The organism is Paenibacillus sp. LPE1-1-1.1 (assembly GCF_040676435.1).
Classification (GTDB): domain Bacteria; phylum Bacillota; class Bacilli; order Paenibacillales; family Paenibacillaceae; genus Pristimantibacillus.
In genome coordinates, this window is the sequence record NZ_JBEGHY010000023.1 from 527,307 (window position 1) to 550,686 (window position 23,380).

The 23,380-nt window shown below is 46.6% G+C and carries 24 protein-coding genes and 1 pseudogene; 4 read left to right on the forward strand and 21 right to left on the reverse strand.

The annotated features are described in order from the left end of the window. Positions 1 to 13: 13 nt before the first annotated feature. From MRBLPE1_RS19060 to MRBLPE1_RS19070, 3 genes and pseudogenes are all read right to left on the reverse strand, one after another. Positions 14 to 1,432, reverse strand: a pseudogene (locus MRBLPE1_RS19060) (spore germination protein); the annotation flags it as partial. A 38-nt stretch (positions 1,433 to 1,470) separates the two neighbouring features. Further along, complete coding sequence (locus MRBLPE1_RS19065) at positions 1,471 to 1,596, reverse strand: hypothetical protein (protein WP_364148399.1); 126 nt, start codon at positions 1,594 to 1,596, stop codon at positions 1,471 to 1,473. Positions 1,597 to 1,807: 211 nt separating this feature from the next. Next, the gene (locus MRBLPE1_RS19070) at positions 1,808 to 3,748 is read right to left on the reverse strand and encodes an ATP-dependent DNA helicase (protein WP_364148400.1); all 1,941 of its coding nucleotides are present in this window, start codon (positions 3,746 to 3,748) and stop codon (positions 1,808 to 1,810) included. 232 nt (positions 3,749 to 3,980) lie between these two features. On the opposite strand from MRBLPE1_RS19070, the gene MRBLPE1_RS19075 reads away from it, so the two are divergent. Both MRBLPE1_RS19075 and MRBLPE1_RS19080 read left to right on the forward strand, forming a co-directional pair. After that, on the forward strand, positions 3,981 to 4,337 hold the full coding sequence (locus MRBLPE1_RS19075; RefSeq protein WP_364148402.1) for a DUF5658 family protein: 357 nt from the start codon (positions 3,981 to 3,983) through the stop codon (positions 4,335 to 4,337). 67 nt (positions 4,338 to 4,404) lie between these two features. Beyond that, positions 4,405 to 5,634, forward strand: a complete 1,230-nt coding sequence (locus MRBLPE1_RS19080; protein ID WP_364148404.1) for a voltage-gated chloride channel family protein — start codon at positions 4,405 to 4,407, stop codon at positions 5,632 to 5,634. A 42-nt stretch (positions 5,635 to 5,676) separates the two neighbouring features. On the opposite strand, the gene MRBLPE1_RS19085 is transcribed toward MRBLPE1_RS19080, so the two are convergent. The 17 genes from MRBLPE1_RS19085 to MRBLPE1_RS19165 form a co-directional block, all read right to left on the reverse strand. Then, the gene (locus MRBLPE1_RS19085) at positions 5,677 to 6,519 is read right to left on the reverse strand and encodes an undecaprenyl-diphosphate phosphatase (protein ID WP_364148405.1); all 843 of its coding nucleotides are present in this window, start codon (positions 6,517 to 6,519) and stop codon (positions 5,677 to 5,679) included. Between the two features lie 102 nt (positions 6,520 to 6,621). Continuing rightward, positions 6,622 to 7,302 carry an ABC transporter permease gene (locus MRBLPE1_RS19090; protein ID WP_364148406.1) on the reverse strand — a complete coding sequence of 227 codons (681 nt, stop codon included), beginning with the start codon at positions 7,300 to 7,302 and terminating at the stop codon, positions 6,622 to 6,624. Further along, complete coding sequence (locus tag MRBLPE1_RS19095; protein WP_364148408.1) at positions 7,295 to 8,218, reverse strand: ABC transporter ATP-binding protein; 924 nt, start codon at positions 8,216 to 8,218, stop codon at positions 7,295 to 7,297. The genes MRBLPE1_RS19090 and MRBLPE1_RS19095 overlap by 8 nt, the downstream gene beginning before the upstream one ends. A 183-nt stretch (positions 8,219 to 8,401) precedes the next feature. Beyond that, positions 8,402 to 9,331 (reverse strand): sensor histidine kinase, encoded by a 930-nt coding sequence (locus tag MRBLPE1_RS19100; RefSeq protein ID WP_364149745.1) that lies wholly within the window; start codon positions 9,329 to 9,331, stop codon positions 8,402 to 8,404. 7 nt (positions 9,332 to 9,338) lie between these two features. Beyond that, positions 9,339 to 10,043, reverse strand: coding sequence for a response regulator transcription factor (locus MRBLPE1_RS19105; protein ID WP_364148411.1), 705 nt, complete (start codon positions 10,041 to 10,043; stop codon positions 9,339 to 9,341). Positions 10,044 to 10,088: 45 nt separating this feature from the next. Further along, positions 10,089 to 10,964 carry a radical SAM/SPASM domain-containing protein gene (locus tag MRBLPE1_RS19110; protein WP_364148412.1) on the reverse strand — a complete coding sequence of 292 codons (876 nt, stop codon included), beginning with the start codon at positions 10,962 to 10,964 and terminating at the stop codon, positions 10,089 to 10,091. 131 nt (positions 10,965 to 11,095) lie between these two features. Further along, positions 11,096 to 11,773, reverse strand: coding sequence for a DUF4166 domain-containing protein (locus MRBLPE1_RS19115; RefSeq protein ID WP_364148415.1), 678 nt, complete (start codon positions 11,771 to 11,773; stop codon positions 11,096 to 11,098). 2 nt (positions 11,774 to 11,775) lie between these two features. Beyond that, the gene (locus MRBLPE1_RS19120; RefSeq protein WP_364148418.1) at positions 11,776 to 12,705 is read right to left on the reverse strand and encodes a DoxX-like family protein; all 930 of its coding nucleotides are present in this window, start codon (positions 12,703 to 12,705) and stop codon (positions 11,776 to 11,778) included. Then, positions 12,695 to 13,162, reverse strand: a complete 468-nt coding sequence (locus MRBLPE1_RS19125) for a thiol-disulfide oxidoreductase DCC family protein (RefSeq protein WP_364148420.1) — start codon at positions 13,160 to 13,162, stop codon at positions 12,695 to 12,697. The genes MRBLPE1_RS19120 and MRBLPE1_RS19125 overlap by 11 nt, the downstream gene beginning before the upstream one ends. A 132-nt stretch (positions 13,163 to 13,294) precedes the next feature. Then, the gene (locus MRBLPE1_RS19130) at positions 13,295 to 13,936 is read right to left on the reverse strand and encodes a response regulator transcription factor (RefSeq protein WP_364148423.1); all 642 of its coding nucleotides are present in this window, start codon (positions 13,934 to 13,936) and stop codon (positions 13,295 to 13,297) included. A 13-nt stretch (positions 13,937 to 13,949) separates the two neighbouring features. Continuing rightward, entirely contained in the window at positions 13,950 to 15,272 is a 1,323-nt protein-coding gene (locus tag MRBLPE1_RS19135) for a sensor histidine kinase (protein ID WP_364148425.1), read from the reverse strand. A gap of 139 nt (positions 15,273 to 15,411) precedes the next feature. Continuing rightward, the gene (locus tag MRBLPE1_RS19140) at positions 15,412 to 15,627 is read right to left on the reverse strand and encodes a cold-inducible protein YdjO-related protein (RefSeq protein ID WP_308994871.1); all 216 of its coding nucleotides are present in this window, start codon (positions 15,625 to 15,627) and stop codon (positions 15,412 to 15,414) included. A 46-nt stretch (positions 15,628 to 15,673) separates the two neighbouring features. Then, the gene (locus MRBLPE1_RS19145) at positions 15,674 to 16,756 is read right to left on the reverse strand and encodes a lactonase family protein (protein ID WP_364149747.1); all 1,083 of its coding nucleotides are present in this window, start codon (positions 16,754 to 16,756) and stop codon (positions 15,674 to 15,676) included. A gap of 112 nt (positions 16,757 to 16,868) precedes the next feature. Then, positions 16,869 to 17,282, reverse strand: a complete 414-nt coding sequence (locus MRBLPE1_RS19150) for a VOC family protein (RefSeq protein WP_364148427.1) — start codon at positions 17,280 to 17,282, stop codon at positions 16,869 to 16,871. Between the two features lie 38 nt (positions 17,283 to 17,320). Continuing rightward, the gene (locus MRBLPE1_RS19155; protein ID WP_364148429.1) at positions 17,321 to 17,524 is read right to left on the reverse strand and encodes a hypothetical protein; all 204 of its coding nucleotides are present in this window, start codon (positions 17,522 to 17,524) and stop codon (positions 17,321 to 17,323) included. 23 nt (positions 17,525 to 17,547) lie between these two features. Then, positions 17,548 to 18,267 (reverse strand): DsbA family oxidoreductase, encoded by a 720-nt coding sequence (locus MRBLPE1_RS19160; RefSeq protein ID WP_364148431.1) that lies wholly within the window; start codon positions 18,265 to 18,267, stop codon positions 17,548 to 17,550. Between the two features lie 155 nt (positions 18,268 to 18,422). Continuing rightward, positions 18,423 to 19,079: a cell wall hydrolase gene (locus MRBLPE1_RS19165; protein ID WP_364148434.1), complete on the reverse strand. Its 657-nt coding sequence runs from the start codon at positions 19,077 to 19,079 to the stop codon at positions 18,423 to 18,425. A gap of 281 nt (positions 19,080 to 19,360) precedes the next feature. On the opposite strand from MRBLPE1_RS19165, the gene MRBLPE1_RS19170 reads away from it, so the two are divergent. Next, the gene (locus MRBLPE1_RS19170) at positions 19,361 to 20,179 is read left to right on the forward strand and encodes an SDR family oxidoreductase (protein ID WP_364148437.1); all 819 of its coding nucleotides are present in this window, start codon (positions 19,361 to 19,363) and stop codon (positions 20,177 to 20,179) included. Positions 20,180 to 20,427: 248 nt separating this feature from the next. Continuing rightward, positions 20,428 to 21,522, forward strand: coding sequence for a tyrosine recombinase XerS (gene xerS, locus MRBLPE1_RS19175; protein WP_364149748.1), 1,095 nt, complete (start codon positions 20,428 to 20,430; stop codon positions 21,520 to 21,522). A 47-nt stretch (positions 21,523 to 21,569) separates the two neighbouring features. Here the strand turns inward: xerS and MRBLPE1_RS19180 are convergent, their stop codons facing one another. Beyond that, on the reverse strand, positions 21,570 to 23,378 hold the full coding sequence (locus MRBLPE1_RS19180) for an ABC transporter ATP-binding protein (protein WP_364148440.1): 1,809 nt from the start codon (positions 23,376 to 23,378) through the stop codon (positions 21,570 to 21,572). Between the last annotated feature and the right edge of the window lie 2 nt (positions 23,379 to 23,380).

The following is a 23,380-nucleotide window of genomic DNA, read 5'->3' on the forward strand; positions in this document are numbered from 1 at the left end:
TCTAACCCGAGAATTACTTCTTTTTCCTTTTGGCATTTGCAGGATGCAGCATTTCTGGTCTTTTTTTCATCAAGAAAATGGGTACGCGAACAAAAAAGTCTTTCCAATCCCCAACCCGATAAGGCGCACCAGGACTTGCATAAGGAACGCCAAAGCTCTTCAGCTTGCATACATGCGCGCATAAGAGGAGGATAAACAACACCACCCCGTAAAGACCGAAAGCTGCCGCGCAAAACATGGCCCCGAAACGAAGCATGCGTAATGCGATTCCTGCACTGTATTGTGGAATAGAAAAGGAAGAAATCGCCGTTACCGCAACGACAATGACAAGAATAGGACTAACGATTCCTGCTTGCACGGCTGCTTCGCCGATGATCAAGCCGCCCACGATGCCCATGGCCGGTCCAATCGGTTTTGGCAAACGAAGCCCGGCTTCCCGCAGTATTTCTATCGCGATCTCCATGATTAATGCTTCAACAAGCGACGAAAAAGGAACGCCAACCCTTGCCCCGATAATCGAAATTGCGAGCTTTGTAGGAATTAATCCTGGATGGAAAGAAATGAATGAGATATACATAGCAGGCGTCAACAAGGCAATCATGGCAGCGAAAAACCGAAGGAGTCGGAGCAGCGAACCCGCAAACCAGCGTTCATAATAATCCTCGGGAGATTGCAGCAGCATACTAAAGGTGACAGGCGCGATCAAGGCAAAAGGGGTACCGTCCAGCAGGATCGCAACCCTGCCTTCCATCAATGCCCCTATCACGCGATCCGGCCTCTCCGTGCTCTGAATCTGCGGAAATGGACTAAGAAAATTATCTTCGATTAGCTGCTCGACGTAGCCGGATTCCGGTAAATTATCGATTTCAATTTTGCTGACCCGATCCTTCACTTCTTCAAGCAGTTCCGGATTAGCAATATCTTTCATATAAGCAATGACCAGCTCTTTTTTCGCGCGCGATCCCACCTGCATGCTAATAAAGGCCATGCTGTCATTTTCGCCATGTCTGCGCAAAAGCGCGGTATTATCGGATAAGCATTCATTGAAGCCCGCGCGGGGTCCCCTGACCAATGCTTCCGAAATCGGCTCCTCGATGCTTCTTGTTTTACTTTTTACCGTCCCGATCAAAATCATTTCCGGCATTCCATCGATTAACAATGCGGTAGCGCCCATCAGTACCTTCGGAATCAATTCATGTATTTCGTTTACTTCCGATAGCTGACTGACCGTTAATACTTTGTTCATCAAATATGACTTTGTTATCGGCGCACAATCCCGAGTCAAGGACATTAATGCTTGCAATATATGAAGATCTATCAAATCGCGATCGGATAATCCATTGACGAACACGATCGCAGCCTTTATTTCGGTATCACCGAGAATGAACTCCCGTATCGCGACATCGGAATGATATGACATTTGCTCGCGTATAGCAGCTATTTTTATCGTTAAGAGTTCATTCATCTCGGTTATTCATCCCTTGTTTTTCGGATCCTTTTGAAAATATAAGAAATGATGAGCGGTATGACTAGAACAACTACAGCTTCCAAATATACAATCCATTCGGGGATATTCAATTCAATGCCCTTCGCCATTGTTAAACTCCTCCGTGTAGATATTTGTCGAATAATCAATATTTTTGCCGTAATCGGATGGATATAAACACCAATCTTCCGGATTTGAAAAATTATGCTTTTTTGGAAGTTGAAAAAGCAGTACCGATTTTGGTTGCCATTCGATCGCTGAACATAAAAAAAGAGAAGAAGGATCATTCCCTCTTCTCTCTATTTGCATAGCTCTTATTCCCTACTGATCCACCCGTACATGGCTTGGAAGAATATGCAGGATATGCTCGCGTACCGTTTGTTCACTCAGCTTCTCGCCAAAAATAACGATTTTGCCGCTGTCCTCGCGCGTCCGTATCAAACGGCCGATACCTTGCCTTAAGCGAAGCAGCATATAAGGCATATCCACTTGCTCGAACGGTTCTTCCGCATCCTTTCTTCTCGCCGCGAATAAAGGATCGTTCGGAGGGAACGGAAGCTCCCACACGATTACCTGGGATAAGGATGGACCCGGAATATCTAAGCCCTCCCATAACGTCACTGCGCATAAAATACTCGCTTCATCCTGCTGGAACTGTTCAATCAAATGGCTTATTTCGCTAGTTCCCTCATAATAGAACGTGTAATCTGCCGATGCGGCATGCAAATCCGAACTTGCTTTGAATTGCTCCAGCTGTTCCATTGACGGGAATAAAATGAGTGTCCGGCCGCCGCTTTCCTTCAGGAAGCGATAGGTCTCTTCAACCTTATCATTTAACCCCATTAAATGATCCGTTTTTGGAATGACAACCTTCATTTGATTCTCGTAATCATACGGAGACGGTACCGAGAAGGATAGCGAGCTGTCCATGCCCAAAATATCCATCATGTAATCGAAGGATCCATTCACCGATAACGTGGCGGAGGAGAAAACGATTGGCATTTTACGAGAAAACACCTGCTCCTTCAGCACTTCCTTTACCCATTTGGGCATGATAACAAGCGAGGTTCCTTCCTTATCCTGCGACACCCAGCTTATCGGCTTGTCCTCTTTTTTGAAAAGCGAAAGCGCAAATTGGATCATTTCCAAATGCTCTTCAACGATTTTCAGCTGGTACGTATCTATCGTGTACAAGCCACTTTCAAATACTAGCTCCTCTTCAATGACAGAGAGCGTATCCTGCAGACGGTTGATCTCGCGAATAAGCTCAGCGCTCCATATAATCTCTTTACGGTCCGACGCCGGAACCTTTTGGCTGTGTTTATTCATCATTTTGAACAAATGTTCGCTTTGCGTGATGGCATCCTCGACGGCAACGGCTAACGACTCGCGGATTTCCTCTTGCAGCAGTCGAGTCACAATGCCCTCAAATACGGCATGATTGAGCTTATAAGTCAGCGCTTGCTGCGCGGCTGTTTCCAGCAAATGGCCCTCGTCAAAGACGACAGAACTGTACTCGGGCAGCAAGGGAAGCTGGCCCTCGCGCTTTCTGGCTTCATACGTCCAAATATGCTCCATATAGAAATCATGGGAGCAGATGATCACATCCGCCGCTTTGCGGTAATGGTCTCGCGATAAGGTTTGACCGCAGCGATGCCGGACATCGCACACCAAACAATCCTGGAATACATCCCAGCCAAGTTCATTCCACTGCTCATCGTTCAAGCTCGGATAATCTTTGCGGTTACCGTACGGATGAAAGCTCTGCATGGAATCCTGCTTGTGGACAAAGCTTGGAAGCTCACGGTAAATGCCGTCGAACAGCTCCGCATGATCCTGGCCTGCTCTCGCGTCTTCCAGTTTCTTCAAGCAAATATACTGATCCGCGGACTTACCCAATCTTGCATCGATCGTTAAATCCAAATAACGCGCAAGCTTGGCGATATCCCCTTCGGGCTTCACGAGCTGTTCAATTAATGATTCATCCGCGCATGCGATAATTGCCGGTTTTCTCGTATATCTCGCATAGGTGATGGCATACAGCAAATAGACGAATGTTTTTCCTGTACCCACTCCTGCCTCGGCAAAAATAGTCTGTTTATCGGCATAGGCGCGCTCCAATTGAAACGCCATATAAATTTGTTCATCTCTTATTTCAAAACCGGCCTCAGGCAGCTTTTCATAAAAAACATCGGCGATCCAATCGCTCGCCTGGGCCATAAAAGGTTGCTTCGGATCAAAATCAAACGGATATTTATTCAAGGGTAGCTTGCCTCCATATAATAGGCACAAACGGCTGCGTGCATGCACGCAGCCGACTGTGAAATCTCCTGTACTTATCGCACACTCAAATATATCACTAGATTGCATGCGGAGTCAAAGATTACATAAAAATGATCTCCTTTAATTCGAACGCTATCCCCGTGGAATGATAAGTCATAGGCAACATATGCATCTTATATGCGATTTAACCATGATTTTTTAAGATCGGAGGATGAATGCTATCTCTTCTATCGTAAAATGGGATTTAAAGGCACTGCTTTTCGGATTGCTGTTGTTATCTTTCACGGATGCGGCATTTACCGACATTGGACTGCGTTTTTTTCTGATCGACGAGCTGAATCCGATTGTTAAGCACATTTATGAATGGAATATAGCGAGCTATTACGCCATGAAGCTCTTGCTTCCGATGCTGCTTATTCTGATTTATTGCTTTACGAAAAACCGGAGATGGATTAATCCCTGCATACTTCTCACGGTGGTTCTCTATTTCTTCGTCAATATTTATCATCTGATTTGGATTTCCCTCGGCGTGCAGGGCGGTTGGTTGACCTTTAATCCTTTGGCATGATTTTCTTTACCTCTTAAAAGGGAGCTGTATAATAGTTGTGAGGAGATCGGCAAAGGAGTTTATCGGTATGGTTAAGGAAAGACAGCTAGACCTGCTTTATCTAGTGAAATATATTTTAAAATGGCTGGTTATTGCCGGCAGCATAGGCATCCTCTCAGGCTCGGCATCCGCATTTTTTCTAGCGGCGCTTGACTGGGTTACGGAAGCACGGCTTCATCACCCATGGCTGTTATGGCTTCTTCCCGCGGGTGGCGCATCCATCAGCTTTCTCTATCTTAAGCATGGGAAAGAGGCTGGCAAAGGCAATAATCTCATTATCGAACAAATTCATTCGGGAGATGGCGCGGTACCGTTACGAATGGCACCGCTAGTTTTATTCGGGACGCTAACGACGCATTTATTCGGCGGTTCAGCCGGCCGGGAGGGAACGGCCGTACAAATGGGCGGCAGCTTATCCGAATGGTTCGGCAGGCTGATAAAAATTAATCCGCTTGACCGGAAAATTGTTTTGATGTGCGGCATCAGCAGCGGCTTTGGCGCCGTGTTCGGAACGCCGCTGGCGGGTGCGGTATTTGGATTAGAGGTTCTTGCCATCGGAGTTATCAGCTACGAAGCGCTGCTTCCCTGCTTCATAGCAAGTTTTGTAGGCCATTTGGTTACCACTGCTTGGGGAATCCAGCATATCCATTATGCAATCGGCGATATCCCCCCGCTCGATTGGCTGGTCATGACCAAAGTCATTTGCGCATCGGTACTGTTCGGATTATCTGCTTTCGTTTTCATTCAGCTCACGCGTAAATTAAAGCAGCTGTTTAGCAAATGGTTCGCGAATCCAGTGGCGAAAAGCGCGATCGGCGGCTTGCTCGTTATCGCACTGGTCTATGCTCTCGGTACGCGGGATTATTTAGGCCTTGGCATTCCGCTCATTCAGCATGCCTTTCAAGAAGCGGCGTCACCTGCCGTTTTCCTGTTCAAAACATTATTTACCGCTCTAACCCTTGGGACAGGCTTTCAGGGCGGAGAAGTGACGCCGCTCTTCGTGATCGGATCAACGCTAGGCAGCGCGCTTGGCGGATTGCTCCATCTATCCGTTCCCTTTCTCGCAGCCATCGGTTTTGTCTCGGTATTCAGCGGAGCCGCTAAGACTCCGATTGCCTGCTTCATCATGGGCATTGAGCTCTTTGGCTCAGAGGGGGCGATATATTTGTTCATCGGCTGCCTCATTGCTTTTCTTTGTTCCGGCCGCAACGGGATATATGAGTCTCAAAGACCGCTCGCCTACCGAATGGGAAAATAAAAATGGCTTGCTCCCCTTTTTCGAGGGAGCAAGCCATTTTTTTTAGAAATAAACGATATAAATGACAGCTGCGAGCACGATACGGTAAATCGCAAAAGGGACCAGCTTGATTTTATTGATCAGCTTCAGGAAGAAGCGTATAGACAACAATGCAAATACGAAAGCACTCAGAAAGCCTGCAATAAAAAACGGCAATGATTCAACATTGAAGTATTCCCAGTTTTTGGCCAGTGACAGCAAACTCGCACCCGCCATGATCGGCACCGCCATAATGAATGTGAAATCCGCGGCTGCCCTGTGGCTCATGCCAAGCAATACCCCGCCTGAAATCGTTGAGCCCGAACGCGAGAAGCCCGGCCATAACGACAAGCATTGAATCAAGCCCACCGTTAGAGCTTGTTTATAGGTGATCTGGTCAACGGTCTCGATACTAACCGTCTTGGGCCGGAAACGATCCGCGATAATCATAAAAATCGCTCCGATAACAAGCCCCACAAGCACCGTTTTAATGGAAAACAAATATTCATCGATATAATCATCGAACAAGAAACCGAACACGCCTGCAGGAATGAGCCCTACCAGCACATGCGTAAGCTTCAGCTTTTTCGCGGGCACTGCTGCACCCTGAACGTCCCCTTGGCCGCCGCGCCGCAATCCGAGCAATTCAATGAATCGGTTACGGAAGATAATAATGACCGCCAAAATCGATCCCAGCTGTATAACGATCTTGAATGTGTTCGCTACGTATTTCGTTAGATACTGCTCTGACTGCAGCCACATATCGTCGACGATAACCATATGTCCTGTCGAGGATACAGGGGCAAACTCCGTCAGTCCTTCCACAATGCCCAAAATAATCGCTTTTAAAATCGTAAGAAAGTCCATTTGTCTTTGAATCTCCTAACTTTTTTTAATGATAGATTGATAGAAAAGAACGGCACGAAACAAATCATAACATAAAAAGCGTCTGCCCAACAATTCGGCCTCCTACATAATGTCTTCCCGGACAGCTCTGCGGATCGAAACGATGGCGGATACCAAGCCTAAACCGAGGCTGAACAGAGCGACCGCTGCCGATAAGGACCAATTACTGCCGCTCTCATCATGCGTGCTTCCGAACATCAACGCCAAAAACATGGAACAAACCATAAACGCGGGGACAGACTTGCGAATCACGCCTATATAAAGCGGAATCATTCCCAGACCCATTATGGAAATGCCGTTGATCAACATTCGAAAGGCTTCATCGCGCAGCATAAGCATTGTCAAAGGCTCGGCTATGAACCCTTTCTGCGCGTCGACGAATAAAAAAAACGCAGCGACGAACACGTTAGAAAGCAGCGCCGTCAAAAACGAGAATAGGCAAAATAAGATTAGCTTCGCCATTAGAATATGATGTCTCGGCACAGGATAGGTGAACAATACGGAAATCGTTTTGTTTTTGTATTCATCCAAAAAAAGCTTTGATAACAGCACAGATGAAAAAATAATAAACGTGATCTCCACATAAGACCGAATGCTGTAAAAGGCCTCCAGATAGCTTTTTACGCCTTCATCTGGCAAATTCGTGCTTACCCACAGACTGATCAAAAGATTAGCTATGATTGCGGAAATTAGCCAATTTCTAAGCTTTATTTTTTGCAGCTCCAGCCTGATAAGCTTACCCATTATCGCTGCCTCCTTGGATCCATTTGACGAAATGCTCCTCGAGCGAAATGCTTTTCCGGGTCAAGGATTCGATACCGATATCGTTAAGCACCAGCGACCTTGCTAATTCGGCGGCTGTCATTCGCGGGTCATAGACTCGGAGCGTGTGATCCTCCATCATTTTAAAATTAACAATGCCAAGCTTGTCCTCTAGGACAAAGGCCGCTAATCTGCCATCTGTCGTGATTACCTCGATATAATCGGCATGTTCGCTCCGCACCTGCTCCATGGTTACCTCTTCAATCAATTTCCCGTTGTGAATGACGCCGATCGTATCCGCAAGCAGATCGATCTCCTGCAAAATATGGCTGGAAATGAGCAATGTCATGCCGTATTCCTTGCTCAACATCGTAAACAACCCTCTTAATTCCCGAATGCCTACGGGATCCATTCCATTTACCGGTTCATCCAAAATCAACAGCTCCGGCTTCGTGCTAATCGCCCGAGCAATCCCTAAACGCTGTTTCATGCCAAGGGAGAATGCTTTTACCGGCTTATTCCCCGTCTGCGAAAGACCGGCCAATTGCAAGGCTTCGCTTATCGCTTTGGGCTCATAGCAGCCCATGTATTCGCAGTGCAGCTCTAAATTTTTGTGAGCAGACAAATGGTCATAAAATATCGGATATTCAATAATGCTCCCCATTCGCTTCATCAGCTCGCTAGCGTTCCGGTTCATCATCGACCCAAACAGCTCAATCGAACCTTTAGTCGGTTGAATCAGACCTGTCAGCATACGCATAATCGTCGTCTTGCCCGCTCCATTAGGACCCAGAAAGCCATATATTTCGCCTTTCTTAATCGTCATGCTGACCTCGGAGACGACCTCTTTCCCTTTAAATGACTTACTAAGCTTGTTCGTTCGAAGCAATATGCTCATTTTTTTCCTCCTGCTCTGCCAAAATCACCATTTCATTGTTTACTAGAACCAGTGTATCAAAATGAGCTGTCTTTCCCGTTTCGAAAAACTTAAGAATTTCTTTCGAATGGTCTCCCGTATGAAAAAAATCGCCGCAGGCTCATAAGGAGCGTAACGACGATCTTCTTAAGTTATGTTTTGCGCTTAGTAATTAAGCTTGTTCAACGTGACCGTGAAAATCGTTTTCTTAAATGGGATGCTATGTACCTTTATATTCCCGCCAAGCTTTTCAACCAGCCGTTTGGTGATGGTCAGTCCAAGGCCGCTGCCCTGATATTCCCTGTTCCGTGAATCCTCCAGCGTGCATAAGCGCTCAAATATATGTAGCTGATCCTGCTCGCTTATTCCGCGTCCGCGATCCCATACCTCGATATCGACCTTATCAGCATCGGCGCGGAGCTCGAATCCAATGACACAGCCTTCGCTGCCGTACCGGATGGCATTCGAAATTAGGTTGCTGTATATTCGCTCCAATGCGTCCTCGTTACCAAGCGCATAAATCGTTTGCTCGGGAATAACGATATCAACCTCTAGTCCTTTGGACGTGATTGTATCGTAAAAAAACAATATGATATTTTTGCAAAACGAGTTCAGGTTTATTTTGGCAAGCGGAACGAGCTGATCCTCTGATTCCAGCTTGGCTAAATCAAAAAACTTATTCAGCATCGCTACCATTTCAAGTGCCTTTCCATGCACCTTCGTCAACAGCCTCGTCCGTTCTTGCTCATGCAGCGCAGGATCCTTCGCAACTGTCTCCGTAAGCCCCAGCACGACCGTAAGCGGCGTTTTCATGTCATGGGACATATTTGTTAGCATTTTTTGCATGGATTGCTCATATTTCGCATGCAGCGCTTGCGTATTGCGGTTACTTTCAATTAATCGATTCAGTTCGATTAATAGCGGCTGCAGCTCGCGGTCGGCTGAGAATAACAGTAATTTCTCCGATGTTTGGCCATTATTCCATTCGCTTAGCTTGCTATGGATATATCGGAGCTGTCTGCTGCGTTTGAGATGGCGATACGAGAGATAAGCCAATATACCTCCCGCTAATATTAAGCTGAGCGATAAGAGCATCTCCACGTTAAAATTCCCCCAGCTTATACCCGATTCCCCATACCGTTTTGATATACTGCGGCGAAGAAGGATCGTTTTCAATCTTCTCTCTCAGTCGGCTGATATGAACATTAATGGCATTATCATCGCCAAAGTAATCCTCATTCCATACGGTCCTGTATATTTGTTCTTTCGTTAAAGCACGTCTCGGATTTAGCATAAACAGCTTTAATATTTGAAATTCCTTGCCCGTCAGCTTAATTTCGTTGCCGTTTTTGCTTACGGTATGCAGCTCCGGATCGAGGGAAAGCTCATGAACGCGAAGCTGAGGATGCGATTGCTGACTATGCCCGTCTTTACCGGCATAAACAGTAGCACGCCGCAAAGAAGCCTTCACGCGTGCGGAAAGCTCAATAAGCGAGAAAGGCTTCGTTATATAATCATCCGCGCCAAAGCCGAGTCCCAGCGCTTTATCCAGCTCACTGTCCTTTGCTGAAACGATGAGTACGGGGACGAAGCTTTGTATCCGGACAGCCTTCAATAATTCCGTCCCGTCCAGCTCCGGGAGCATTAAATCGAGCAGGATCAAATCGATTTCCCCTTGGCTGAACCGTTCTAACGCGGCTGTGCCATTCAAGGCGTGAAATATTTGGTAGCCTTCCTTGTTCAAATGGTCGGACATCATTTCCGCAATGGACAGATCATCCTCAACGATCAACAAATTTATAGGCATATCCTGCTCCTTCAATCCTTTTCTTCTTTACGCTTGCCAGCCGAATCATCCAAAACGCTGGCGGTAGCCGCATTTCCGGCATAGCTCTTCCACCGCTTCACGTCTCGAGAATCCGTCATAGAGCTGTGTTGCTCTTTCATTTTCAATGATTTCCGAGAAATGGGTATCATGGATATTGCCTAAATTAATTACGCCTTCCCCGTCTAAGCAGCAAGGAATAACGGTGCCGTCTATTAAGATCCCGGCTTGGTTGCGCAGGGCGTGACAGAAGCCCTTCCCGTTATACTCCGGCTCCTTCAAATCGGGCCATTTGAATTCGGGATCTTGGTTTAAATAGATCCGTTCCGCGATCTTCACGCCGGAGCCCGGAATGAACTTCTCTTCGATTTTATAATCAAGATCAAAGGCCTTCTCTATCATGCCTAACAGCTCGCGGTTTTTGTTTTTCTGCTGATTCGTTTCATTATCCATATCCAGATTCCATAACCGAAACGAAATAATGATGTCACTGCTTGCTACCGCCTCCTTGACGAAGGACAAAATCTCCGCGAGGTAGCCTTCTTTATTCGTAGAGCCTGCATGGCCGTCAAAGCTGTGAAGCGAGAAATTGATTTGGCGCAGCGCAGGTTTATTCAAGAGCTTTTCTCTGTTTTTCGTGATAAGCGTTCCGTTCGACGTAATATTTACTTTGAAGCCCTTCTCATGGCTGATATCGAGAAGCTCATCCATCTTGGGATGAAGCATCGGCTCGCCTTTGACATGGAAGTAGATATAATCCGTGTGGGGCTTGATTTGATCAAGCGTTTTTTTGAAATCCTCTACTTTGATAAAGCCCTTGGCGCGCAGTGTTGGCGGGCAAAAGCTGCACGAAAGATTACATATGCTGGTTGTCTCTATATAAAACTTTTTAAACTTTTTCATTCATCATGTACTCCATTTCCTACGGACTCCGCTGCGTGAGCCTTGCCAGCGTGAATCTCCCAATCCTGTCTACCGCTATTATACAACGTACAGCAGGGAAGTGACAAAAAGGAATAAACGGCAGCGGCCGGTTATTCCCGTTTTTCGTCACGCAGCGGCCGGATCCCTACCGGTATTGCCTCAGGTTCGGTCTTAATAAACGTTGCTTGAAAGGAGCCTACGTATCGGAATATCCGTCCAAAAACTGGATTGCGCACATCAACCGTAATTCGAAAGCATTCATTTTCGTCATCATACCACTCATGAACCTCTGCTTCGCCGGTAAATAGCCTTGGGAATCGAAACTGAAGCCGTCCCTCATAAAAACGCTGTTCGCCCGAGCGAATCCTGATCCCTCCGTTTGGGGAAACCGCAATATCCAAATCTACCGCCAAATGCTGTTTATTGCCCAAATAGTCAACGATAAGGTCACGCTCACGGCTGAAAACCATCGTCGCGTCGAAATGTTTAACCGCTCGCGGAAACTTGAATTTTCGAATCCACGTTACGGTTTCTCTCCCGTATTTATCAATGTAAGCAAAATTTTCAATGGAGAACGGAATGTCGTTTCCGCCCTTCGGAAACATGATATGACGAAAAGTCCCGATTAAAAGCGGCAGCGTGACCAGCTTGTTATACCAAATTCGCTGCATGACGCCATGGCCGATCGATGCGGTTTGATCTTGACTTTTAAAGCCAAATCGCTGCTGAATACGAGGATGAAGCTTTAGGAATTCTGCGCCAAGCGCTTGCTCATAAATGGATCGCATGACTAAACCCCCTCTTTTCGAAGTAATGGACTGCGTTTACGTTTGCATCGGTTAGCTTGAGGCAGATACCTGCTGCTCCAATATGCAGTAAGGCATAAGCCAAGCATTGGCAGCGCCAGCGTGATCGGATTAAAAGGCGCTGCCAGCAGCTCGGGATCAAACAAAACGATCGGAGCAGTCAGCAAAAACAGGAGCATAGCCTGAACAATATAGATTCCTTTTTTTCTATGCCATACAACGGTAATCCCGCCTAGCCCCATTTCGAGAATGCCGATGAGCTGTATGAGTCGCAGCTCACTTCCTTCAAACCAGCCTAACTTTCTCAACAGGTACAGCTCCCCTGCTTCGGGAAAAAGCAGCTTCGGTACGAGGCCTTCATACAACCACAGCAGCATGATCAGAATGACGCTTAGATAATGAATCAATGCCCTTTCCGCTATGACAGAAGGCGGGATGCGCTCCTCCAGCCAAATCCGTAAACGATCAAAGCTCCAAGCCGTGGCATAGCCGAACAAAGGCCGGAATAGATGCCGATCCAGAAATCGGCCTGCAAACCCGAAACGGGTTTGATAGTCAAATAACGTCATAAAAGTCAGCTGATCTCCGCTTTCCTTGTATTTCCAGTATCCAGCGCCTTTTCGTATTAACGAAAACCGCTGCTCAGAAGCGAAGGCTAGAGTGGACATACGCGTTCCGGTGCTTGGTGCGGAAGAGATGCTCGTCTCGCCGGTACCTGCAATTTTCAAACCAAAGCCTATTCTCGTTTCATAGTGAAATGATTGCATATCTGATTCGTACTTTCTTGGCAGATACTGAATTTCCGAGAAACGCAGATCCCACTGTTCATGCAGCCGCGGATCCTGCGTATGCTCCCATAGCTCATCCATGGTGCAGCCGATCTCGAGCTCTACATAAATCGGTTTATTTTTCATTTAAAATGTTCTCCTTTGGCTCGGCATGCACGCCATTTTCCAGAAAACGATCCGATAGCAGCTTGGGCGGTATTTTACAAACATCGGTCATTCCAAACCATCCATATCGATTCCGGGCAATATATTCATAGATGCGATCACGCAAGGCCCGCGGTACGGCAATGAGTAAAAACAATACCCGCCACCAGCCATCAAGTTCGCGCAGGACGCGTAATGCAGCATTTGATTTTGTATCATATTGTCCATCCCGTATCATGACAAAGGTGTCGATATCGTCTGTCGGCAAATTTCCTGCCCTTAGCAGCTCTTGCCCTGCCTTTGACTGCAGCGCCGCGAACCGAAATCGCCGCGACTTATCTCTTTTGACGACAAACTGCGTAATTCCGCTGCACAGCAAGCATTTTCCATCGATTAGAAGAATGATTGGCACATCTAATTTTGGTTCGGCTTTATACATCCCATCGCGTCCTCTCACCACCTATTTTAATCCCTTTAACCGCATGCCTGGCAGTTCCAACTTTCATAGGACGATAAAAAAAGAGGTACTACGTTTCGTAGTACCTCCAGATCTATAAAATGTGCATTACACTTATTTTCCCTGTTCATCCCGCTGAAAAAGCCCTCTTCGCCTGACCTTTTCCACGGCTTCTTTACTGCTGCGGACGCCAAATTTCTTCAGCATCTTGTTGACTTGGTTTTTCAAGGTGCTTTCGGCCTTAAACAGCTTTTGCTCAATTTGAGACTGCGTATAACCTGACTCTATAAGCTCAAACACCTCTCGTTCAGCGCCGGTCAGCTCCTTAAGCTGCTCTTCGCGTTTCAATCTTGCCAGCTCCTTAAGCAGCGCCTCCATCGGTGCGGGATGGTGATAGGCACTGCGTATCGCATGCGGCAGCTCTTGAAAGCGCGTTTTCTCCAAAAATTGAACCGCACCCGCTGTAAATGCGCGTGTCATCGTTTCCTCATCATTTAATGACGTTAGCATTATGATTTTGGCAGTGGAATGCTCCTGCATCATCATGGCCGTATGTATACCGTCAAGCCTGCTGCCCTCCAATTGGATATCCATGAGAACAACATCGAATGGGATGGTTTGAGCCATGCTTAAAGCTTCAGCTGAATTTGCCGCCGTGCCGACGACCAGCAAATCCGGCTCGCGATTCAAGTAAGAAGTTAAAGCTTTGATCCAGTCCGAGTCGTCCTCAACGATAAAAACCTTTATATGGCTCACGGCGGTTCCTCCCCTATTCATCCTCTAAAATCTTCTTTCTTGGCCAAATCAGAGCTGCGCGCGTGCCCTGCGCTACCGCGCTGGTGAGCACTGCTTTTGCTCCGCTTTTCTGCATGACATTATACACATAAGACAAGCCGAGGCCGAAATTTCTACCGCTCTTTCCGCTGCTGAAGAACGGATCGAATACTTGGCTTAGTTTGTCTGCCGGTATGCCGATGCCGCTGTCTTGCACGGACAACTCGACGCCGTTTTTGTGCGCAGACAGCATAACCTTGATCCTGCCCCCATTCGGCATTGCCTCACTGGCATTCATCAGCAGGTTGCCGAATGCTTCGCTAATATGGACGGCATCGCCCAGGATGACCGGAGTTATTTCATAGACCGCTTCTACAGATATTCCTTTTCCATTAAGCAAAGCTTCATGCTGCACGAGGCTTGATTCAACAAGTTCCATAAGCTGCACTGCTTCTTCCTTTAATACAATGTCCTTCATCTGACTATGGATCCGGCTCATCATTTCCAGCATATGATTGGATGCATTCATAATAATCTGCATGTGCTGCTTGGATTGCTCGTTTGTCTCCGGCAGCAGGCTTTTTAAATTTTCTGTGCTGATCGCGATTTTGCCAATTTCGTTCTTGATCGTGTGATTAAGCATGGATGCTCCCGTACTAACCGCCCGCATCGCGCTTTCCATTGGATCATGCTCGAAACGCAGCTTTACCCCCAGAACGCCATACATAAACGTGCAAAACAGCGCGACAACGAGCGAATAGATAATAAATACCGAGATATAATTAAAAAATTCAAAATCGGGAGAAACCACCTTAGCCACATAGATGAAAAAAAGTACGGCCAATAAAGTCGGCACAACGATAATGGTCGTAATGAACCGATTCCGCTTTAAACGAATATCGCGTTCTCTCCATACTGACATGATCAGCAAGTAACATGAAATCAAATAATAAGGAGCGCTCCACAGCAGCAATAAATTAAAAAACCATTGCTCGTTATCTGAAACCAGCTCGTAAGCGCCCATGAAGAGAAGCGGAATCAATAAATATACCTTATGTTTCCATCTTGTGCGCCTATCCTCCGCCGCATCCGCATAAATAAGGCTAAAAACAAGGACACCGTAAGGGGTGACCGTATAATTAAAAAATTGCAAGATATTCGCGGCATGATAATATCCATTTTCCAGCAAAACATCGCAAAGCCCGCCAATGGATGCGCTGCATAAGAAATAAGCCGCCCAGCGATTCGACTCATTCCTTCGGTTGTTTAGCCATACGATTACGGCAGCCGTAAACAAAGCGATAAAATAAAACAGCATTTTGCAATACCATCCTGTCATTGTTTGGTATATCTATCCTATCATAACAGCCTCTCGGACCCCCATACTTTCCAGTACCCTGCGCAAAAAAAATCCCAATCCGTATCTAACATGCGGATTGGGATTTTTATGGATACAACTAGTAGTCCGATTTAGGCTTACGAGGCTGCGGCTTCGGTTTATTTTGAACCGCGGGCAAATGCCGCATGCTTCTTAGCATTGGTCCTTTGCAAATCGGGCAGGTTTGCTCGGTTGCGGCAAACTCATCTCTTACCCATGCTTTGCATTCTGGATTTTTGCATTTAAAAATTTTAGTCGCCTTTAGTTTCGGTTTTTCATCTTCGGTAGTAGCCACGCTTCTGTATTCCCCTTTTCATCTCTTTGCTTACACCATTAATTATTTATGTCGTTAAATAAACAGGGACTACACAAACTGGCTTCGCCAAGGTAACGCTTTTGCCTGTAAATTGCAACTTTCCGCTGTTTTGATCGACTTCAAACGTTACGATATTATCCGAATCGCGGTTTGCAGCCAGTAAATATCGGCCGTTAGGCGTCAATGCAAAATGTCGCGGGTGACCGCCTTCGACAGAAATATGCTGCAGCAGCGTTAGTAAGCCTGAGCGCTCGTCGATCGCAAATACAACAAGGCTGTCGTGTCCGCGATTGGAGCCGTATAGATATTTACCATCCGCAGAGACCGTAATTTCAGCGCAGGAATTCTCACCTTCGAAGCCGGCAGGCAAAGTACTTACCGTTGCCAGCGTCGTCAACCGGCCTGTCTCTTTTTCGTATGTAAATGAAGTAATGGTCGAATCCACTTCATTGATCACGAAGACAAAGCCGCCGTTTGGATGGAACGTCAAATGACGCGGTCCTGCTCCGGGATGAAGTGCAACCTGACTTTGATGAATCAGCTTTTTAGCATCATGATCCAGTTTGTAGGTAACGATGCGATCCAGGCCTAAATCGGCTACGAGCATAAATTGCTCGTCTGGACTGTAGAAGGATGAATGCGGATGCGGCCGGTCCTGACGTTCAGGATGCTGGCTTTTCCCTTCATGCTGAATGACATCCAGTTTTTGACCGATTGCGCCATCCTCAGCAATACTGAAAAGACCAATCATACCGCCGTGATAACTAGTTACCGTCAAAAATTCGCTGTTTTCATCACGTTGAATATGACATGTGGTTGAATCTACCGTTATTTCACGATTTAAAAGTTGAATGGACCCACTTATGGCATCAATTGCGAAAGCTGCTGCTTCCCCAACCTTTTGACCGGACTGGTTAACCGTTTCAGCGATAGCGTAAAGTAATCTGCGATCTGCATCCACATTAAGAAAGGTTGGATTCTTAAGCCCGGCAATCGAATCCGTCATTGTTAATGTGCCCGATTCCTCATCAAATGCATACACATATACGCCGCTCTCTTCTGCTTCCGCATAAGAACCAACGAATACCAACAGTCGTTGTTGTTCCATTGTCAAAATAATTCCCCCTAAACATTTGCATGCCATCGCTCATCAGCGAGTGACTATTTATGCCGTTATCTATTATAAGACTTGATCGCGCTCGAGACAAACGAATTATGGATTATAGCTGATCGTCGCTTGTGCTCTGGAATAGTTCGATAATCTCGCCGTCAGGACCCTTGAAGAAAGCTATGCGAACCGGAATACCGCCAAGCTCGACTTCCTTCGGCTCTACGGTAACTTTCATGCCGGCTGCTCTCGCAAGCTCAACGGCTTCCGTAACGCGGTCAGACCTTAAAGCCAAATGTAAAAATGCGCCTTCGTCCTTCTGCCCCTCTTTGCCGCCCGCGAATACTTCTAAATAATTGCCGTCGCCCGTGTCAAGCATAATCGCGCGTTTATCCCCTTCACCCCAACGAACGCGCTCCGTGAATCCTAATATCTCCGTATAAAAAGCAACCGTTTTGTCAAAGTCAAACACGCGAATCGCGATATGATGAAACCCGCCGCCGCCTATTTTAGCATTTGTGCCCATTCTGGTTCACTTCTCCTTTGTCATAGTATCGTATCATTTCAACTTGAAGGTTTAGCCCTCAGGTTCCAGCAGGTGCCAGACCAAACGACATGTTCGCCAATCTTTATGCCTTCGGCAACCTTTGTCGCTGGAACCTCAATGTTCTTTCCATGGATAGAAATAATGACCGTGATGCTATTCAATTCCTTAACCTCGCCTACCCGCTCAATCTGACAGCGGTTATTGCGCCCGTCATTATTCATGCGAGAACCGTCATTCACGGGGCTTAGGATTTTGGTGAATCAGGTACGCAATAACCGTCCGTGCACAGCGCATCCGTGTCGCCTTCATTTACTTGAATAAAAGCTGGATGTTTCTCTTCCCATGCTTTGTTCAGCGTGTCCAGGAATACTTCTGGCGACTGGGCGCCGGATACGGCATATTTACGGTCAAACACATAAAAAGGGACGCCGCGAATGCCCAGCTGGCTGCCTTCTGCTTCTTCTTCGCGAACGATATCAGCGTATTGGCTGGTTTGAAGCATCTCTGCCGCCGCTGCCTGATCTAGACCGACTTCTGCAGCCAATACAGCTAACTTCTCCCGGCTGCCAACATTCTGGCCTTCCGTGAAATAGGCTTTAAACAGCCGCTCGGACATCTCTTTTTGTTTGCCAAATTGCGCTGCGTATTGGACAAGGCGATGCGCGTCGAACGTATTCGTGGAAACCGTGAGATCGAAATGAAAGGATAATCCGACGGCTGCCGCTTGTTCGGCTACGCCAACGGTCGTTTCTTTCGCTTTCTCTAGACTCATGCCATATTTGGCGGCCAGCATGCTGTACGTGCTTTCATTCGAGTTGGGGTCTGCGCTAGAATCAAGCTCAAAGCTTTTGAAAACAATCTCGATTTTATCCTTGTGCGCAAATTTTTCAAGAGCGAGTTCGAACTTTCTTTTCCCTATATAACAAAACGGACATACATAATCCGACCAAATTTCTACTTTCAACGCATACACCTCCGGTTTTTAAAAAAGCTTAAAGCTTTATATATTATTGTAACATGATTGGTTACGACTTTGAAAACCGCTCTTTGACGATTATTGATAAAAAACAAAAAAGATTCTTACCGCAAGCGTATGGCTTACCGATAAGAATCATTTTGTTAAACAGCAAAGATGTGGCGTCCGATTTTCACCGTCTGCTTGCGTGACCAAATCCAATCCGACGTTGCGATCTCCGGATTAAAATAATAAAGCGCACCGTTGGTCGGATCATAGCCTTTCACAGCATCCTGAGCGGCTTGGTAAGCCGTCTTATCAGGCGTTAAATTATATTGCCCGTCTGCAACAGCCGTAAATGCTCGCGGCTGCTCTATAACTTCCCGGATCGAATCGGGAAAGCCAGACGCAGATAATCGATTCATGACAACCGCTCCAACGGCAACTTGACCTTTGTACGATTCGCCGCGGGCTTCCGCATAAATAATTCTCGCCAGCAGATCAAGCTCCTTTTGGTTTGCAGACACTTTCTTTAGCGTTTCCCATGTTTGGGTTCCCGCTACGCCATCGGAAGCTAAGCCGTATTCTTTCTGAAACCGTTTAAGCGACTCCAGCGTTTTAGTACCGAAATAAGTGGTTACATCCGTATTAAAATAACCCATTGTCTTTAACCGGTATTGTAAATCCGGAACGTCCGGACCTGAGCTTCCCACCTTAAGCGTTGCTGGCTGCGCAGCATTGGCTGCTTCTAACGGAGCTCCAAAGGTCATCATAAAAACAATAATAACAGCCACGCTGTATGTGATAAATTTCTTGTTCATTATAGGAATGAACCTCCCTTTTCAATTGCGCGTGCACGATACCTTCGCAAATTGGAATAAGTTTGGCAACCTGTCGACTGGTTCGTTCGATTTTAGCACAGTTACTTTCAATTTGTAACCGAAATCGCGAAATTACATACATTTACTAATTTACAATTACGACAAAATCTGAAACATTTCTCATAAATTCTCTGATTTCCAAGAAGCAATAAAGCGGAATAAACAAACCGTCGCGAGGCACACTAATCCGGATAATTTTTGTACTACAGGAGGGATTCAAAATGATTATTACCGCGGACAAAAACCAAGAGCACGCTAATATGCTTCGAGTAAAGGACAAGGTTGCCGTTATCACAGGCGCTGGTTCCGGGATTGGGCGAGCAGCCGCATTGCTTCTGGCCAAAAACGGAGCAAAAGTATGCCTTATTGATTTAAATAACAACCGGAGCGAATCCGTTGAACAGCAAATTAATCAACTAGGCGGAGAATCATTGTTTGTTGACACTGACGTGTCCGACCCCAAGCGGGTACAGGAGGCGATCAAGACAGCCGTTGATCAATGGGGCCGAGTGGACATCGTTTTTGCGAATGCCGGCATTAACGGCATCGTCTCGCCAATCGAAGATTTAACGCCGGAGGCATGGGATCACACGCTGACCACTAATTTAAAAGGTACATTCTTAACCGTTAAATATGCGATTCCGCATATGAAAGAAAACGGCGGAAGCATCATTATTACCAGCTCGATTAACGGCAGCCGGTCATTCTCGGGATTCGGTATGTCTGCCTACAGTACTTCAAAAGCCGGTCAGATTGCTTTTGCCAAGATGGCGGCGCTAGAGCTCGCACGTTATAAAATTCGTGTTAACGTGATCTGTCCGGGAGCCATTCAAACCCATATCGGAGAAAGCACGAAAGAAACTCCCCAGCTGGACAAAATCAAAATTCCGGTAAAATATCCTGAAGGCAGTCAGCCGCTAGAGCATGGGCCCGGTTCGGCCGAGCAGGTTGCAGATTTGGTTTTATTTCTTGCTTCGCAAGAATCGAGCCATATTTCGGGCACAGAAATCTTTATCGACGGCGTGGAATCGCTATTGTAGTACGGAACCGAATAGCCGAATCAAGCTGTTCCAACGCAGTAAAACGAATAGAGCAGCTCGTTCCTCAAATGAGGGCGGGCTGCTCTTTTTAAATTTCAACTTGCTCCAACGTTGTAGTCTTCCTCTTTGAAAATTGTTACAATATATTGGAATCTATTATTGTTCATATTCTTTGTTTACATAATAATTATTATGTTACCTTAACGACATTAATTATTCACCACATAAAACAAAGGGGCTGTGCTGCCATCAATATTTTAAAACAGAAGGACCGCGAAGAATTGGATAAAAAGCTTCCCTCCATGCCCTGGTACATTGAGAAATTCATTAACTATAAGCTGCCGGACTTATCTCCCTCTTCATTAGTGGAATATATGAGAGATTACGAAACATTCCTTAACTGGCTTATGGCTGAAGGTCTGTCCGAGGCTGCGAACCTTAGAGATGTGTCGCTGCTGGAGCTGGAGAAGCTGCATATGGACAGCATTGACGGGTTCCGGATGTATTTATCGACATATAAAGAGGAACGAAACAGCAAAACAACCATATCCCGCAAGCTCTCCTCTCTTCGTTCTTTGTTTCATTACTTAAGCCAAATCGCCGAGGATGAAGAGTTCTATCCGCTGCTCAAACGAAACGTGATGGCCAAAGTAACGATTAAGCGGACGCATAAACCAAAGGATACGGCGGCCAAGCTGGAAGGCAAGCTGCTGCAGGAGGAAGAAATTTCGGAATTCATGTCGTATATCAAGCAGCATTACGGCACCGATGTCGCCTCAAACAAGCAAGCGCTCTACTCTTATGAATTGAATTGGATACGCGATGCTTGCATCATAAGCTTCATATTGCATTCCGGCCTGCGCGTGTCGGAGCTCGTGAATTTGAATGTCGATGATATTGAATTAAAGAAAAAGCTGTGTTACGTATATCGCAAAGGCAAAAACGATGATACCTTTAAAACGCCAGTCTACTTCCGCCAAGAGGCAGTCGAGGATTTACAAGCCTATCTGACCTTGCGGGATGTACGCTACAAAGCACCAAAGCGCGAGAAGGCCTTGTTCTTAGCTATAGCGAATGGGAAAAACGAAGGCTCACGTATGACAAAACGCGCGATCCAAGAAATGGTCATCAAATATGCTAAGCGCTTTGGCAAGCCCTATTTATCGGTTCATAAGCTAAGGCACAGCTTCGCCACCGATTATTATTTGCGAAATGATATCTATAAAACGCAAGAGCAGCTGGGGCATGCCTCACCGGAAACAACGCAAATCTACGCTCATTTAACGGACAAAACGATGGCTCAAGCAATCGATCGCACAAAAAAAGAGGAGGAGCAAAGCTAACGCTTCATCAGCGCTTGCTTGACTCCTCCTCTTTTTCTTAAAGACAGTTATGTGCTGGTTTGCAAAACAACCGACTCCTGCATGGAGAGCTGCGTGAGTACCAGATTCGCATAAATCCCGCCTTTTTTCATTAACTCGCTATGCGATCCCTGTTCGGCAATGATTCCATTCTCGATGACTAGAATCAGGTCTGCGTCTTTGATGGTCGATAGGCGATGAGCGATAATAAAGGCAGTTCTGCCGGCGAGCAGCGTCTGCAACGCTTCTTGGATATGCTGCTCCGTTTCCGTATCTACGCTTGACGTTGCCTCGTCTAAGATAAGTATTCTTGGGTCGGAAAGCAGCACGCGCCCGAATGCGAGCAGTTGCCGCTGACCGACGGACAGCTTCGATCCGCGCTCCTCCAGCTCTGTTTGGTAGCCGTCAGCAAGCTTCGAGACGACCCGGTCCAGCCTGACGCTCTCTGCTGCTTTGCGCAGCTCCTCCCCACTCGCCGTCTCGTTACCGTAACGTATGTTCTCTTCCACCGTGCCTGCAAAAATAAATGAATCCTGCAGCACGATTCCCATTTGCTTGCGAAGCGATTCCAGCGTTGCTTGCTTGACATCCATACCGTCAATCCGAACGGTACCTTCGCTTGCATCATAAAATCGCATTAATAAATTGACGATGGTGCTTTTCCCAGCTCCCGTAGGTCCTACGAGCGCCACTCGCTGTCCCGGATTGACGTGAAAAGAAACCTTTTTTAGCACATCGGGTTTATTTTCCTCATAGCGGAACGATACGTTCTCAAAGGTTACTTCGCCTTGAACCTGTGGCAGCTCGCGCGCCAGGCTGCTGTTTTTCACTTCCGGATCCGTATCCAGCACTTCAAAAATCCGTTCGGCAGATGCCATTGCTGACAGCAGCTGGCTGTACACCTTAGAGAGCGCGCTGAGCGGCCCCCAGAAACGCCAAAGATAATTAATAAACGCCATGATAAACCCGAGTGTGATCGCACCGTCCATTACCCGCGCTGCCCCATACCACACGACAATGCACGTACCTAGCATTCCGATCATTTCAACCAACGGGTAAACCGTCGATTCTAACGTAATTGCCCGCATGAACGCCTGTTTATTCCGAAAGTTAATGCCATTAAATCTTTCGTTGTTCGTCCTTTGACGCGAGAAGGCTTGAATGACGCGAATACCTTGAATCGTCTCGTTCAAATTGCCGTTGATTGCAGACATGGTTGACCGCGAACGCGACCACGAGCCTTCAATTTTCGGACGCAGCTTCAAGATGATGAGATAAAGAAGCGGCATCATAACGAACGATAACAGCGCAAGCTGCCAATCCATCCAAACTAAGATGATAACGATACCGAGTAAATGCGTAACTTCCATGACCATCGTAATTAAACCGCCGTTAATCAGCTCGCCAATCGCATTCGTATCATTCGTAATACGGGACATGATTTTACCTGCCGGACGTCCGTCAAAAAATCGGAAGGATAAAGTTTGCAAATGATTAAATAATTGCTGCCGCAGATCAAACAATATACGCTGGCCCGTAAAATTGATCCACCTCGTATGCATCCAGCTGAACAGCCAGCTGAGCAGCTTAATGCCTAGAAGTACCGCGCCAAGCACATGGATCACGGTAAAATCCTTCGCTACGATCCCTTTGTCGATGATATAAGCGAGAATGATGGGCTCCGACAAGCTCAACAACATATTGAGGAGGACGACAATGACGACCCATGTCATCAATTTGCGATACGGAATAAGATATTGCATCATCCTCCGCATATATTTCCCGTTAAACGGCTTCTCTTCCTGATCCTCGTCCAGATCCCACTCCACTTGACTCATGC

Coding starts and splice junctions, on each gene's coding strand:
- MRBLPE1_RS19155 (WP_364148429.1), bottom strand. CDS start 17,524: ATGAATAATGACGGGCGCAATAACCGCTGTCAGATTGAGCGGGTAGGC.
- MRBLPE1_RS19135 (WP_364148425.1), bottom strand. CDS start 15,272: ATGCTGTTTTATTTTATCGCTTTGTTTACGGCTGCCGTAATCGTATGG.
- MRBLPE1_RS19145 (WP_364149747.1), bottom strand. CDS start 16,756: ATGGAACAACAACGACTGTTGGTATTCGTTGGTTCTTATGCGGAAGCA.
- MRBLPE1_RS19065 (WP_364148399.1), bottom strand. CDS start 1,596: ATGGCGAAGGGCATTGAATTGAATATCCCCGAATGGATTGTATATTTG.
- MRBLPE1_RS19090 (WP_364148406.1), bottom strand. CDS start 7,302: ATGGGTAAGCTTATCAGGCTGGAGCTGCAAAAAATAAAGCTTAGAAAT.
- MRBLPE1_RS19180 (WP_364148440.1), bottom strand. CDS start 23,378: ATGAGTCAAGTGGAGTGGGATCTGGACGAGGATCAGGAAGAGAAGCCG.
- MRBLPE1_RS19080 (WP_364148404.1), top strand. CDS start 4,405: ATGGTTAAGGAAAGACAGCTAGACCTGCTTTATCTAGTGAAATATATT.
- MRBLPE1_RS19110 (WP_364148412.1), bottom strand. CDS start 10,964: ATGAAAAAGTTTAAAAAGTTTTATATAGAGACAACCAGCATATGTAAT.
- MRBLPE1_RS19095 (WP_364148408.1), bottom strand. CDS start 8,218: ATGAGCATATTGCTTCGAACGAACAAGCTTAGTAAGTCATTTAAAGGG.
- MRBLPE1_RS19170 (WP_364148437.1), top strand. CDS start 19,361: ATGATTATTACCGCGGACAAAAACCAAGAGCACGCTAATATGCTTCGA.
- MRBLPE1_RS19105 (WP_364148411.1), bottom strand. CDS start 10,043: ATGCCTATAAATTTGTTGATCGTTGAGGATGATCTGTCCATTGCGGAA.
- MRBLPE1_RS19120 (WP_364148418.1), bottom strand. CDS start 12,705: ATGAAAAATAAACCGATTTATGTAGAGCTCGAGATCGGCTGCACCATG.
- MRBLPE1_RS19125 (WP_364148420.1), bottom strand. CDS start 13,162: ATGTATAAAGCCGAACCAAAATTAGATGTGCCAATCATTCTTCTAATC.
- MRBLPE1_RS19150 (WP_364148427.1), bottom strand. CDS start 17,282: ATGGGCACAAATGCTAAAATAGGCGGCGGCGGGTTTCATCATATCGCG.
- MRBLPE1_RS19115 (WP_364148415.1), bottom strand. CDS start 11,773: ATGCGATCCATTTATGAGCAAGCGCTTGGCGCAGAATTCCTAAAGCTT.
- MRBLPE1_RS19085 (WP_364148405.1), bottom strand. CDS start 6,519: ATGGACTTTCTTACGATTTTAAAAGCGATTATTTTGGGCATTGTGGAA.
- MRBLPE1_RS19165 (WP_364148434.1), bottom strand. CDS start 19,079: ATGAACAAGAAATTTATCACATACAGCGTGGCTGTTATTATTGTTTTT.
- MRBLPE1_RS19075 (WP_364148402.1), top strand. CDS start 3,981: ATGAATGCTATCTCTTCTATCGTAAAATGGGATTTAAAGGCACTGCTT.
- MRBLPE1_RS19100 (WP_364149745.1), bottom strand. CDS start 9,331: ATGCTCTTATCGCTCAGCTTAATATTAGCGGGAGGTATATTGGCTTAT.